This window comes from Paenibacillus sediminis, from assembly GCF_017873765.1.
GTDB classification, from domain to species: domain Bacteria; phylum Bacillota; class Bacilli; order Paenibacillales; family Paenibacillaceae; genus Paenibacillus_AG; species Paenibacillus_AG sediminis.
On the sequence record NZ_JAGGKP010000007.1, the window covers coordinates 66794 to 80234 of the forward strand.

The 13441-nt window shown below is 42.9% G+C and carries 17 protein-coding genes and 1 tRNA gene; 4 read left to right on the plus strand and 14 right to left on the minus strand.

Features of this window, described 5'->3' with window-relative positions:
• Positions 1 to 23 precede the first annotated feature (23 nt).
• The 6 genes from J2Z20_RS13255 to J2Z20_RS13280 form a co-directional block, all read right to left on the minus strand.
• The gene (locus J2Z20_RS13255) at positions 24 to 1235 is read right to left on the minus strand and encodes a M14 family zinc carboxypeptidase (protein WP_209851024.1); all 1212 of its coding nucleotides are present in this window, start codon (positions 1233 to 1235) and stop codon (positions 24 to 26) included.
• Positions 1236 to 1379: 144 nt separating this feature from the next.
• Entirely contained in the window at positions 1380 to 2186 is an 807-nt protein-coding gene (gene racE / locus J2Z20_RS13260) for a glutamate racemase (RefSeq protein ID WP_342454311.1), read from the minus strand.
• 227 nt (positions 2187 to 2413) lie between these two features.
• Positions 2414 to 2794, minus strand: coding sequence for a YtxH domain-containing protein (locus J2Z20_RS13265; RefSeq protein ID WP_209851032.1), 381 nt, complete (start codon positions 2792 to 2794; stop codon positions 2414 to 2416).
• A gap of 12 nt (positions 2795 to 2806) precedes the next feature.
• Complete coding sequence (locus J2Z20_RS13270; protein WP_209851035.1) at positions 2807 to 3262, minus strand: DUF948 domain-containing protein; 456 nt, start codon at positions 3260 to 3262, stop codon at positions 2807 to 2809.
• A gap of 158 nt (positions 3263 to 3420) precedes the next feature.
• Positions 3421 to 3840, minus strand: a complete 420-nt coding sequence (locus J2Z20_RS13275; RefSeq protein ID WP_209851038.1) for a DUF86 domain-containing protein — start codon at positions 3838 to 3840, stop codon at positions 3421 to 3423.
• 26 nt (positions 3841 to 3866) lie between these two features.
• Positions 3867 to 4154, minus strand: a complete 288-nt coding sequence (locus J2Z20_RS13280) for a Dabb family protein (protein WP_209851041.1) — start codon at positions 4152 to 4154, stop codon at positions 3867 to 3869.
• Between the two features lie 199 nt (positions 4155 to 4353).
• Here J2Z20_RS13280 and J2Z20_RS13285 point away from each other — a divergent pair, with 199 nt between their 5' ends.
• The 3 genes from J2Z20_RS13285 (at position 4354) to J2Z20_RS13295 (ending at position 5411) form a co-directional block, all read left to right on the plus strand.
• Positions 4354 to 4947, plus strand: a complete 594-nt coding sequence (locus tag J2Z20_RS13285) for a helix-turn-helix domain-containing protein (protein WP_209851044.1) — start codon at positions 4354 to 4356, stop codon at positions 4945 to 4947.
• A 55-nt stretch (positions 4948 to 5002) separates the two neighbouring features.
• A complete protein-coding gene (locus J2Z20_RS13290; protein ID WP_209851047.1) occupies positions 5003 to 5197 on the plus strand; it encodes a hypothetical protein in 195 nt (64 codons plus the stop codon).
• 139 nt (positions 5198 to 5336) lie between these two features.
• A tRNA-Ala gene (locus J2Z20_RS13295) sits at positions 5337 to 5411 on the plus strand.
• Positions 5412 to 5469: 58 nt separating this feature from the next.
• Here J2Z20_RS13295 and nrdR read toward each other — a convergent pair.
• Positions 5470 to 5940: a transcriptional regulator NrdR gene (gene nrdR, locus J2Z20_RS13300; protein WP_209851050.1), complete on the minus strand. Its 471-nt coding sequence runs from the start codon at positions 5938 to 5940 to the stop codon at positions 5470 to 5472.
• A 129-nt stretch (positions 5941 to 6069) separates the two neighbouring features.
• Here nrdR and J2Z20_RS13305 point away from each other — a divergent pair, with 129 nt between their 5' ends.
• A complete protein-coding gene (locus tag J2Z20_RS13305; protein WP_209851053.1) occupies positions 6070 to 6297 on the plus strand; it encodes an alpha/beta-type small acid-soluble spore protein in 228 nt (75 codons plus the stop codon).
• Between the two features lie 47 nt (positions 6298 to 6344).
• On the opposite strand, the gene J2Z20_RS13310 is transcribed toward J2Z20_RS13305, so the two are convergent.
• The 7 genes from J2Z20_RS13310 to pstB form a co-directional block, all read right to left on the minus strand.
• Positions 6345 to 6923, minus strand: coding sequence for a lytic transglycosylase domain-containing protein (locus J2Z20_RS13310; RefSeq protein ID WP_209851057.1), 579 nt, complete (start codon positions 6921 to 6923; stop codon positions 6345 to 6347).
• A complete protein-coding gene (coaE, locus tag J2Z20_RS13315) occupies positions 6920 to 7516 on the minus strand; it encodes a dephospho-CoA kinase (RefSeq protein ID WP_209851060.1) in 597 nt (198 codons plus the stop codon). Before coaE ends, J2Z20_RS13310 begins: the two co-directional genes overlap by 4 nt.
• Positions 7517 to 7525: 9 nt before the next feature.
• Complete coding sequence (gene ytaF / locus J2Z20_RS13320; protein WP_209851063.1) at positions 7526 to 8197, minus strand: sporulation membrane protein YtaF; 672 nt, start codon at positions 8195 to 8197, stop codon at positions 7526 to 7528.
• Between the two features lie 132 nt (positions 8198 to 8329).
• Complete coding sequence (gene mutM, locus J2Z20_RS13325; RefSeq protein WP_209851065.1) at positions 8330 to 9172, minus strand: DNA-formamidopyrimidine glycosylase; 843 nt, start codon at positions 9170 to 9172, stop codon at positions 8330 to 8332.
• A 51-nt stretch (positions 9173 to 9223) separates the two neighbouring features.
• Positions 9224 to 11884, minus strand: coding sequence for a DNA polymerase I (polA, locus tag J2Z20_RS13330; RefSeq protein WP_209851068.1), 2661 nt, complete (start codon positions 11882 to 11884; stop codon positions 9224 to 9226).
• Between the two features lie 108 nt (positions 11885 to 11992).
• On the minus strand, positions 11993 to 12652 hold the full coding sequence (gene phoU / locus J2Z20_RS13335; RefSeq protein ID WP_209851071.1) for a phosphate signaling complex protein PhoU: 660 nt from the start codon (positions 12650 to 12652) through the stop codon (positions 11993 to 11995).
• Between the two features lie 26 nt (positions 12653 to 12678).
• Positions 12679 to 13434, minus strand: coding sequence for a phosphate ABC transporter ATP-binding protein PstB (gene pstB, locus J2Z20_RS13340; RefSeq protein WP_209851074.1), 756 nt, complete (start codon positions 13432 to 13434; stop codon positions 12679 to 12681).
• Positions 13435 to 13441 lie beyond the last annotated feature (7 nt).

The window sequence follows — 13441 nt, forward strand, 5'->3', positions numbered from 1 at the left end:
AATCCAATTATAATGTCCGTACTCTATTGTAACATTAAACATTCGGCTAAAATCAATGAAACTTCTGCATAAATGTCTTCATAATCGGTCAGCGGCAGAGGATTAATGCCAGTACCCGCCTCTACTGTAAATCCAGGTTTGCCATACTTCTCGATGAACCAATCCTTATACCCCGCATCGCTCCCTGATAATTTGACAGCCCTATAGCCTCCTGCCCTAGCAAGACGGAGGGCCCAGTACTCTGCATAGCTTGGCTCAAAGCTGCGGTAGTTCCAATAGATCTCCCTCCCCTGGGTATGCAAGGAAAGGGCGAGATCGAACTTCTCCCTGTCAGTTAGCCAGGCCAAAGCCACTGACTCAGGTTCACTTAAAGGCGAAGGGCCGCTATAGTCCTGCGGAGCTGGTGAACATTTGCCTCTTCGTTCTCGCTCCTCCTCCCAGTGTGCCGGGAATTGGTCGTTTAAGTCTACCCCTCTTATATTCGCCTTCCAACGTCTAAATTGTCGTCTGCCGTTGTTCCATTCAAGTAGCTGATGATAGTAAGGATGCAGTGGATGAACTCCTTCTTGCACGATTTCTACCCCATCTGGATTGACCATCGGAACGATCCATAATGTATTGTGATTGTACCAATCCGTTACATTGTAATGTTGCCAACAGACACCTCTATACAAAGCACACGCATAATCTTCTATAAACTGCATGAGACATGGCGATGTGATCCATTCGTTCGCATGCACAGCGCCATTAAAATGAACTTGCCTTGGTCCGCAGCCAATTCGTATGGCAGGTATTGGTTTGCCCATAACGCTTCTCCCGATCACCTCAGCAGTAACGAACGGATAAGTTGCCGTTAGCCGCTCAATATGGCGCATCATATTCGAATAACCATACTCACCTTCCAGCGTTACAATTCGGCTATCGTTAGACTTGGGCGGAATAACAATGACCACGCCGGCTTCACATGGTTTATTGAGTAGATGAAGGTTAGCTTGTAATAATTCAAGTCTACTAACCCCAAATGCTTCTGCAATGATGGATAGTGTATCTCCCGGCTGAACTTTATATTTTTGCGGTGCTCTTTTTTCCACTAGTACGATCTGACCTGGCCATAAATATGTCTGTTCATCCATCCACTGATTCGTGCTCATCAAGCTGTGTAACGATACTCCATATTTGAATGCTATACGACGAGGGGTATCCCCTCTTACCGTTTCATAATAAATCAATGTCATCTTCCCCTTCATGTAAATTCAATAACATGACACCAAAATGGAATGATCACTACACAATATGCCTGAACGCATGTCCATAATCTGCTTAAATACAAAAAGACGAAAGTACCAGTTATAGGGTACTTTCGTCTTGTCCGTAAACAATTAAACTGTAGATGCTTGCCAAACAATCGGCGTCAAATTGATTTGTTCTCCGAGCCATTCTTGTGCAATTTTCTTAAATATTTGGGGATCCCCGCTGCAAAAAAATTGATGTATAGGTGTCTCCACTCCGCGTGCGAGCTGACCTTTATCATACAATATCGTACTTATTTCCCTCGCCGTCTCATCAGCAGAACTAATGAGCTTCACATTGTGCCCCATTACCTCTTGGATTGTATCCGCAAGGAATGGATAATGCGTACAACCGAGAATAAGACAATCAATTGGATAATTTCTAATGTCTTGAAGAGAATCTTGTACTACAAGTTTAGCTTCTTCTGACCTGAACATCCCTTTCTCTACGATAGGGACAAATTCTGGGCAGGCCTGACTTATTACCTCAACGTAAGGCGATAATTCTTTAAGAGCTGATGCATAGGCTCCGCTGCGAATTGTTCCGAGTGTGCCAATGACACCAATATGACCTGTTTTCGTAGCACTAATCGCCGCACGAGCCCCTGGATGAATGACACCGATCACGGGAATAGACACCTTCGCACTAATATAATCAAGCGCAGCAGCCGTAGCCGTGTTGCAGGCGATGACGATCATTTTCGGATTGAATTCAATAAGAAAGTCAACAATTTGCTCTGTAAACTTTCTAACTTCTTCAGACGAACGGGGTCCATATGGCGTTCGGGCAGTATCTCCAAAATAAATGACTTTTTCCCGTGGGAGCTGTCGCATCACTTCCTTAACAACGGTTAGCCCCCCTACACCGGAATCTAGTATTGCGATTGCTTGCTGCACGAACACACCGCTTCCTTCTATTAAGTTTCTATTGCTCTCCTGTTACGATATGCAGCAAGAGGCAAATTGTACTTATAAATCTTACTGCAAAATATAGATGCATTCAAGGAAAGCACATTTATAATTTTTAACAAATGAAGCAAAACAATAGATGGACAACTTTATGATTCCCAAAAAACCATCCTTTTGTTCATTCAAACAAAAGGATGGTTTTCATCATGTTAACTTCAATCTCCGATTGGTCCCGCTGTTGACTCAGAATCAAACGAGGATAATTTGAAAGAAGAAATTTTTACTTCTGGTTCTGTTTCAAGCGCGGCTTCTTGTTCAATTTCAGAAGAGGACTCACTATTTCTCTTCTCGCGCCAAGATTGGAAATTGTGAATGACGTCTTCTGCAGTACCTTTAATTTTCTCATAAATTTGAGAGCTTTGTTCTCCCACCTTACTCGCAATAAGCTGGGATGTCTCGCCGACTTGCTTCGCTCCATCTGCAATATCTTGACGAAGCTCTCGCCCAGGTTTAGGCGCAAATAATAATGCTGTAACAGATCCTACCACACCACCGATGAGTGCACCCCACAACAAACCTTTGTTCTTTTCCCGCATCCTAATTCCTCCTTACTTCTGGTCATTGCCTCTTGAATGAATGGATTGATGACTGCACCAAGAATGCCAAACTGTAAGTCCCGCATCGAACCAGCGGAACATTTCGCCAAATCGTTGTTCGTTCTCTAAGTGCGCCTGGTTTACTCGGTTTAATGTGAGCTTATTAGCAAACTCCGCTATTCCGTTTACCGATGATGTCATTTTTTGCAGCTGTTTTGAAGCACCTTGGATGGAAATGAATACAGGCTCGATCGTCTGTATTTGCCGATCCATTCTCGAAAGGACGCCTTTCCCTTGCTGCAGAACAACTTCAGCTTCACGTGCGATCACTTCTGCATGCTGCCTTATCTCGATCATCGCTTGATTTGTCTGCTTAAGAACGTTGTGCAGCTTATATAGAATATATACGACTGCAGCCACAAGCAATACAAACGAAGCAGCAACAACCGCAGCGCTCCACTCCATCATTCGGTATCACCTTTCCTTTCTTTCTAGGGCAAATGCCTATATCTTTGATGTATTATAAGCACACTGGGCTCATCCTGTTACTCTCGCAAATAAAAATAATAAAAAACCCTAAGCGGCTTTCACACCGAATAGGGTTCAACGTTCTTTCCTTTATTCATTTACAGTTCAGCAGCCAAATAATGAAGTACACTTTCTGCAAATTGAGTAAGTACATCAGGCATTACGGCAGTTAGTGAATGAAGACTACTCCGTTCCAGGTTATAATATTCTTGAACAAGAGGTTTACGGAAACGAACCAGTTCCATCAAACTTTCGAAAATATCGTCTCCGATCACTTTTTCCTCATGAATAATTTCGATAATATCCTCATAACTGCTGGCATCACGCATGATAAAACCATCAATGAGATAGCTTCCTACATCTGTTACGACCTCAATAGCCAAATGGATTGCCCGTTCCTGGGCGAAAGCGAGCAGAAGGCTTCCATCCCACTTCTCAGCCATATTTCTTAGAGCGGAGGTGATATCTGGAATCATGTTTAAGCGACGATGAATTTGCTCCTGATTTACGTAGTACAAGGCGATTACCCTCCTGAATATTTAGGTTATATATAATAATCAACGCTGACAGAACTTTCGCGTACTTCATTCATATGTTTAATCACTTCTTGGTGCACAGGATGAACTTGATACGCCTCAATATCCTCTAACGTCTCAAATACTGTAATTAAAGCGATATCATATGAACGCCCTGAACGAACGACGTCGACTCCGACTTCAATTTGTTTCAGCCCCGAAATTTTCCCTTCCATATTACGCAAAACAGCTGCTGTTTTTTCGACGATTTCTGGTGATGGATCTTTCAACTTGAAGAAAACAATGTGCTTTATCATTTAGCTTCGCTCCTTAAATTGTAAACGCTATTCTCTGTACAAAATATAACACACTGTTCCCTATTTGTTCAGCCTTTATCTATTAAAACAGCTAAGCTTTCCTCTTTTATGTATCTTTTGTCATATAATGGATATGACCGTAAACTTGAAACCAACCCCATAAATATTGTACGCTTTAAGAAAAAATATCGGAGGAAATATGCCAGTACAACAAGAGAAACATAACATCCAGGCGTGGTCTCTGATGAACCGTAAATATTTAGGCAAAGGTGTTCGCGTCAAACGTTTTCGTAAACCTACCCGCTGTCAAATTCGCAATCGTGTATTACTGGCCATCTTAATGGCAAACGATATTAAACTTTCTCAGCTCGCTGAGAATCTATCAGTCTCTTCACGAAGTGTAAGTGCCTGGGTCTATGAAGGACGTCAACCCGGTAAAAAGAATAGTGAACGTGTTTGCGGTGAACTTGGATACCCTCGTCACATTTTGTTTAACGAATCCGTACTTAATAAGCAACCCATCATTTGTCAGCCCGAACCTTCTCGATTTATGAAACGAACCATTACTCGTTCACCTGTAAAAAATAAAATTTTGGCGGGACTATGTATGGTTCACGATCTATCCGTTACCGATATCGCGAATTGGATCGGCGTTCATCCGGGAACGTTCCGTAAATGGCTCCATCAAGGGATTTTGCCGTCGGCAACCTATCAGCAAAAAACCGAACAATTTTTTAGAATTCCAAGATCCATTTTATTTGCAGACTGCATCTTGCAAAACAACGAGCATTAAATCATAGCAAATGGATAAACTTAAAGTTATGAATTTAGACTTTGAGGTGGGATCGATGAAGATAGGTAAAGATGTAGGAGCATCGCTTGGTTTTCTAGCAGGAACTACACTCGGCAGCGGAATTTCATTTCTGTACAGTATGACAGCTACGCCTACAATAACGACTGTTTCCGTTTTTGGGGTTATTGGGACTGCTCTTGGAATAATGACTAGTATGATGTTGCAACGAAAAGCAAATGACATTTATTGAATTAAAGAGCCCTGATTGCAGAAAAAGCACATTATTCGGGGCTTTTTCATACTGTAAATTCATTGACACCTCTAAGCAATTTTGATAAATTATTAACTGTTTAAGACAAATTCCGTTTTATAGAAAAAAATAGATAGCCGGGGCATTAGTTCAGTGGGAGAATGTTTCGCTGGCAGCGAAAAGGTCAGGGGTTCGAATCCCCTATGCTCCACCAATGAATATGCTCATAAATCATAAAAGACCCTGGTTGCAAGGGTCTTTGTTGTTTTTATCTACTCATCATCAGATGTATCCTTAGAGAGCAGCGTTTTTAATTCTTTCATGAACATATTAATATCCTTAAATTGACGATACACGGATGCAAAGCGCACATAAGCTACTTCATCTAATGGATAGAGCTGTTCCATCACACGCTCCCCAATTTGACGGCTCTCGACTTCAGCAACTGCTGTATTGCGAAGTGATTTTTCAACTTCCGATACAATCATATCAAGCTGTTCTACAGATACGGGACGCTTCTCACAGGCACGAATTAAACCTCGCAATATTTTATCCCGGCTAAATTCCTCGCGGCTTCCATCTTTCTTAATGACGATCAGCGGGGCCTCTTCGATCATCTCGAATGTCGTAAACCGGCGATTGCACTTCTCACATTCTCTCCGGCGACGTATCGACTTGTTATCATTAGCCGGCCTTGAATCTAATACTTTAGTCCCTAGATGATCACAATACGGGCACTTCAATAAGTTCACTTCCTTTTATTATCTCTCGATGAATTCCCAAGCTTCCAATAACTACACTTTAACATTTTGTAATGAAGATTATCATTCAGGCACATAATACTTGTACCAACCACAAGGAGGTGAACAGCAATGGCCCAAAACAACAACAGCTCCAACAACTTGGTTGTTAAACAAGCTTCTGGTGCACTCGAACAAATGAAGTACGAAGTTGCTCAAGAACTTGGCATTAATTTCCCACAAGACGGATACGCAGGTAACTTAACCTCTTACGAAAACGGTTCGATCGGAGGTTACATTACTAAACGTTTGGTGACCTTGGCTGAACAACAATTAGCTGGTCAATTCGTTAGCCGATAATCTACTAAGAGGAGCTGGATTGGTAAATAATCCGTCCAGCTCTTCTTTCATTTCATTCCAGCACCAAACTTCTCATAAATGTCCGTATACTGATTATAATAGTAAATGACACGTTGTACATAGTGCCTTGTTTCCCCAATCGGTATATTCTGTACAGATTCTAAAGTGCCGTCCCAAATCCCTTTTTTCAGCCAATTGTTCACATTACCTGGCCCCGCATTATAAGCTGCGATAACGGCAACCTTGTTATTCCCGAATTGCTCTTGCAATAATGCTAGGTACCATGCCCCTATTTGAATATTGGTATCCGGCTCATCTTTTATTTGCTCCAAACTAACTTCGTGGAATTTTGCCTTCTTAACTACCCATCTTGCCGTATCCGGCATCACTTGCATAATACCCAAGGCACCCTTTTTAGATTCCTTACTTGTTTTGTAATTCGATTCCACTCGAATAATCGATGCAACAAGGAACGGATCGACATTATACTTCTGTGCATACTTTTGAATTTCTTCTTTATAATGAATAGGATAGAACAATGACATCCAATTCGAATTAAAAAACAGAACAAGCACAAAAGTGAGAAAAAGGAGCAGAAGGGTTCTTTTTTTACGCAGCAGCTTCATGACAGACCCTTACCCTGCCAAAAAAGTTCAATTTGCTTTTCTGTCTCTGCTAATCCGTGACTGTTGTCGATCACAATATCCGCTTTTTGTTTTTTCACTTCAATATCCATTTGAGCGCGAAGCCGCGCTTCCGCCTGTTCCATGGAAATCTGATCTCTTTGCATAAGCCGCTGAATTTGAATTTCCCGAGGCACATAGACGACCATAACTTCTTCAAATAGGTTTTCTAATCCCGATTCGTACAGAAGCGGAATATCCGCAACAACAAGCTTGTTCGGAAAATCCTGTTGATATTTCTCTAACCTGAAGCGGATCTCTGCCCGAATGGCAGGATGCGTAATCGCTTCAAGCGCTTTTCTCTCCTCAGGGTGTGTAAAGATATGCTCACCCAGCTTTTTACGGTTCAATGTCCCGTCTTCTTGCAATATAGCTTGTCCAAATCGCCCTACAACCGCTTCCAAGACAGGATGCCCGGGAAGCATGACTTCACGGGCGATCGCATCTGCATCAATAAGCAAGGCGCCCCGATTAACAAGGAACGACGACACGGTACTTTTACCAGTCGCAATTCCTCCGGTCAGTCCAATATTCATGTGTTCACCTCATAAAAGCTTAATTATTCCGATCAAGATGAGCAGAAGGGAAGGGAGAGCCGTAAACCTGCGAATCCACGTTTCTTTGGCAACACGAAATCCCATCTTCATTCCTAGTACAATAAACATTCCGCTAAAAAGTGCAATGGTAAGCGCCGTCCATAGCGGTTGAAATCCGAGCAGTGCGACGCCAAGTCCTGCCCCGAATGCGTCAAGTGATAAAGCCATTCCAAGCCACATCGCTTCGACAGTCGAAATCGTCCCTGAACGGTCTACGTCCGCCGCTGAAGGCGTACGCAGTATTTGAATGACAAGTCCTAATTTTCTAATTTCCAGAGAGAATACGGTCTTATCATTAGATGTGCTGAATTCAGTATCCATGGTCTGCGGATGCTCTAAACTAACCTCACGCTGCGTTAACAGTTGAAAAAGAGACCAACAGCCCATGCCAATCAATATGACAGCCCCTACACTTGATGCTGCACGCTCCGAGATGACGTTCGACAACAGAACGCCAAGCTGCATGCTGGCATAAATGATCAAGCCGGAGCAGGCAGAGATGATCAAGATCGATATAAGCGGTATTTTCATTTTACGAAGACCATATGTAATACCAACACCAAAACTATCCAAACTGAGTGCAAAAGCAAGTGCCACTAAAGATATAATGTGCGGAAGCACAGCGCATTCCTCCCCATGTTTCGAAGCGAGAGACTCTGACAGCGTTCCATGACGCAGCTCCCGCCTATTTTTAAATGTGGTTTATTATATGGGGAATGACTAGTGCACGTGCATCCGCATTTTGTTTTGGTTTTAAGACTTATGCTGTTTCAATTTTTGACAAGAAGGACAGTAATGCGTACCGCGCCCTCCGACAACTGTTTTCTCGATTAACGTATCGCATTTGGCGCAAGGTTCAGATTTTCTGCCATAAATTTGGAGCTGATGCTGGAACATGCCCATTTCACCTTGTCCATTGACATAGGATTTAATCGAAGAGCCTCCCGCCTTCACTGCGTCGGTTAACGTAGTTATAATGGCCTGGTGGAGAGCAGCCCACTGTTTATCAGAGATTGTGTTCGCCATCTGCTCTGGATGAATGCCTGCCCTGAAAAGCGCCTCATCCACATAAATATTCCCAATCCCAACGACATATGCCTGATTGAGGAGCAACGGTTTAATTTTCACTTTCCGTTTCGACAGTACTGACTTGAACCGATCGAGCGTAAAAGATTCGTCAAGCGGCTCCATTCCCAGTTTAGCCAACGGCGGCAACGTAAATTCTTCACCAGGCTTAAACAAATGCATTGTGCCGAATTGACGGACATCTTTATATCGCAGTTCCGTACCGTCTGTAAAATGAAAAATAACGTGTGTATGCTTTTCTACAGGCTCGTCTTTACGGTATACACCGTAGCGCCCCTCCATCCGCAAATGGGACACGAGCACGAGATCATCGAGCAATATTCTTAAAAATTTCCCTCTGCGCTCCACTCGCTGAATCGTATGTCCTGCTAGTTCAAGCGCAAATTGCTGAGTGTCATCCGGCCGCTGAATAATACGTCCGAGCGACACGGTGACTGAATCTATTTGTTTACCGACAATAAGCCGGTTAAGAGTTCGTTTAACGGTCTCTACTTCCGGTAATTCCGGCATAATGACTTCACCTCACCTTCATTATAACGGAAATAGAGTCATTTGGGGTTACTATTTGGCCTCATACCAATTTACACCATAGCTTACTTCCGCTTTCAAAGGAACAGACAGCGGCAATGCTTTTTCCATCGTCTCAGGAACTAGTTTCTTCATCGTTTCAAGCTCATCCTCCGGCACTTCGAATACCAATTCGTCATGCACTTGAAGCAGCATACGGCTCTTCAATCTATGATCCTGAAGCGCCTGATCCATTTGAATCATTGCGAGCTTAATAATGTCCGCAGCTGTACCTTGAATCGGTGTATTCATTGCTGTTCGCTCTGCAAATGACCGAAGATTAAAGTTAGAAGCATTAATATCCGGCAAATAGCGTCTGCGCTCAAGCAGCGTCTTCACATAGCCGTCTCGCTTCGCTTCCTTCACGATTTCATCCATGTAACGTCTTACACCTTGGAACACTTCAAAGTATTGTTCTATGAAGCGTGCTGCTTCTTTCCGAGGAATATTTAAATTTTGGGAAAGACCATAATCACTAATTCCGTATACGATACCGAAATTAACCGCTTTTGCTGAACGGCGCATATTTGCATCTACTTCTTCAGCTTTTACGCCGAATACATCCATAGCTGTCTTGGTGTGAATATCCATATCATGAAGAAACGCTTCTTTTAGCCTTTCATCATCTGAAATGTGCGCTAGAACGCGGAGTTCGATTTGTGAATAGTCAGCAGCTAAAATGTACCATCCAGGTTCAGAAGGAACGAACACTTTGCGAATTTTCCGTCCTTCCTCAAGACGAATCGGAATGTTCTGCAAATTAGGAAATTGACTGCTGAGGCGTCCTGTCGCCGCAATCGTCTGCCGATAATACGTATGCACTTTGCCGGTTTCCGGACGAATTTCTTTGAGCAAGCCTTCCACATAAGTAGACTGAAGCTTCGCTAATTGACGATACTGCAAAATAAACTGCACAATGTCGTGATACGGCGCAAGCTTCTCTAGAACCTCTGCATCGGTTGAATAGCCGGTTTTCGTTTTTTTAATGACAGGCAGTCCAAGCTTATCAAACAATATTTCACCTAATTGCTTAGGGGAATTAATATTGAATTCAGTTTCTGCAATTTCATAAATTTGCTGAACAAGTTTATCCAGCTGTTCTTCAAATTCCTTACCAAGCGCTCTAAGATCATCCTTGTGTACACTGATTCCCTGCTTCTCCATATCTGCCAAAATACGTGAAAGAGGCATCTCCATGTCGTAGAAAAGCCGGTTCATTTCATTGCTTCGCAGCTCTTCTTCCTGCTTCGATATGATTTTGCGAAGCGCAGCAGCTTTTCGCGCCAGATGAACGGTAAGCACGTCCTCGGAAGGCACTTTGTATTTAGCTCCTTTACCGAAGACGTCTTCATCAAGCGGTAAAGAAGGCAAGCCGTATTTTCGCGCAAGATCGCTTATTTCCTGATTTGCTTCCGTAGGATCAAGCAAATAAGCTGCGAGCTGAACGTCGAAGGATGCGCCGGCAAATGTAATTCCGTGCCAATGAAGAGCTAAATCTGTACGGTGCAAATCATATCCGCGTTTAGATATTTTGGAATCGGCGAACCATTCCGCCACTTTACGTCCGGAATCACTCTTAAGCAATTCTATTGGAATATAGAACTGCTCTTCTGGGCTGGACATAATGATACCAACGATGCTCGCTTGATGCGGATTGTCACCGTGTGTTTCCACATGGAGCACATCAATTTGAGATAGAGCTCCTTCCAGCTCATGCATATTTTGTTCAGTGACGATTTTAACGTTCAGTTCTTCTGCCGGGATGTCCTGCTCTGACACTTCAGCCTCACCGCTCGTGACCAGTGATAGCCGTTCAAGGAGAGATTTAAACTCCAATTTACGAAGCGCTGGAACTGCGGTGTCTGCCTGAAGTCCGGAAAATTTCATATGTTCCCACGTCTGCGTTAACGGGACATCACGGTAAATCGTCGCAAGCTGCTTGCTCATCCGCGCGCTTTCTGCGTGAGTTTCAATGTTCTCCTTAAGCTTCCCTTTCAGCTCATCTGTATGAGCCAACAATTCCTCGACGGAACCATATTGATGAAGAAGTTTAAGCGCAGTCTTCTCACCCACACCAGGTACACCTGGAATATTGTCAGAAGTATCGCCCATCAGTCCTTTGAGGTCCGTAATTTGACTTGGAGTCAATCCATAACGTTCCATCACTTGCTCTGGTCCGTACATCTCGATTTCCGTAACGCCTTTTCGAGTAAGCGCAATCTTAATATGATCTGAAGCAAGCTGAAGCATATCTTTGTCACCGGTAACGACGATGACCTGACGATTCTCTTGTTCAGCAAGTTTGGTTACAGTTCCAATGATGTCATCTGCTTCATAGCCTTCAAGTTCATACTGCGCAATACCGAAAGCTTGAAGCAGCTCTTTCATAAGCGGAAATTGCTCAGAAAGCTCTGGCGGTGTCTTTTGCCGTGTACCTTTATAATCCTGGTACCCTTCGTGACGGAAAGTCACTTTCCCTGCATCGAATGCAACCAAAATGTGTGTCGGCTTCTCCTCCTCAATGAGGCGAAGCAGCATGTTCGTAAATCCGTACACTGCATTCGTATGTACCCCGCTCGAATTCGTAAGCGGCGGCATTGCAAAAAAAGCTCTGTAAATAATTCCATTTCCATCTATGAGAATAAGTTTGTCCATTAAAGCACCTACCTTGGTCATATTTCGCTTCTTATATGATACCACAGGCGCGTATAATATAGAAAAAACAAAAAGCGCTGACTTTTTCAGCGCTTTTTGTTTGATTTATTATGCATTCAAATCAGGACGTTTACCTGTTACTAGATAGACAACACTTTCGCCGATATTCGTCGCATGATCAGCGATTCGTTCAATATACCTTCCAACAAGCGTTAAGAGCATCGCTTGTGAGACATTCTCTGGTTTTTCTATCATCAATTTATAGAGGTCACCGATGATTTGACTATAAATGAGATCGACTTGGTCATCGTTCTTCGCCATTTTATAAGCCAGATCGGTATTTTCTTCCAAATAAGCGGTAATCGAATCGGTTGTCATTTGTATGACGATTTCAGACATTCGCGGTATATCAACAAGCGGTTTAATTAATTGCTGTCCTTCAAGTCTCATCGTTACTTTAGCGACATCAAGGGCCAAATCCCCCATTCGCTCTAAATCACTAGAAATTTTGAACGCAACGATGATCCGTCGCAGATCTTTAGCTACCGGTTGTTGTGTCACGATTAGACTTGAACCGATATCCATAATTTTCTCTTCCATTGCATTCAGCTCAGCATCTTTTTGAATAACTTCAGATGCTTTGATGGTATCGAGTGTTTGCAATGATTTAACTGCGTTTTTTAATGCTTTTTCCACATGCTCTCCCATTTGAGTCAGCAGTGTTTTTAGTGCTTCCAGCTCTTGATCGAATTCTTTTCTCTGTACCATGTGTACTAAATGCCCTCCTTCGCTAATTAACCGAAACGTCCAGAAACATAGTCTTCAGTGCGCGAGTCGCTTGGATTTGAGAACAACGTTTTCGTATCGTCTGCTTCGACTACTTCACCATTTAGGAAAAAGACGGTACGATCCGAAATACGTGCAGCTTGGTGCATGTTATGAGTGACCATGACGATCGTGTACTGATCTTTCAGTTCTTGAACCAGCTCTTCTATTTTAAGAGTCGAGATTGGATCAAGCGCTGACGTCGATTCATCCATGAGCAGGATGTCCGGCTGAACTGCAAGTGCCCGAGCGATACAGAGCCGTTGTTGTTGTCCACCTGAAAGTCCCATTGCTGATTTTTTGAGTACATCTTTAACTTCATCCCAAAGTGCAGCCTGTCTTAAGCTCTTTTCTACGATCTTATCAAGCTCAGCTTTGTTCGTAATTCCATGAAGACGAGGGCCGTAAGCGACGTTGTCATAAATCGTTTTAGGAAATGGATTCGCCTGTTGGAACACCATCCCCACTCGCTTGCGAAGATCCTCTACGGATACTTCATCACTATAAATATTTGTACCGCCAATGTTAACAGTACCTTCGATACGAGTACTAGGGATCATATCATTCATTCGATTCAGTGTTCTTAACAGCGTCGATTTCCCGCAGCCTGACGGACCAATGAAAGCTGTGATTGTTTTTTTCGGTATATCTAAAGAAATATTTTTCAGTGCATGAAAATGACCATAATATAAATTCAATTTATCAATATGAATGAGTGCGTTCATATTATAC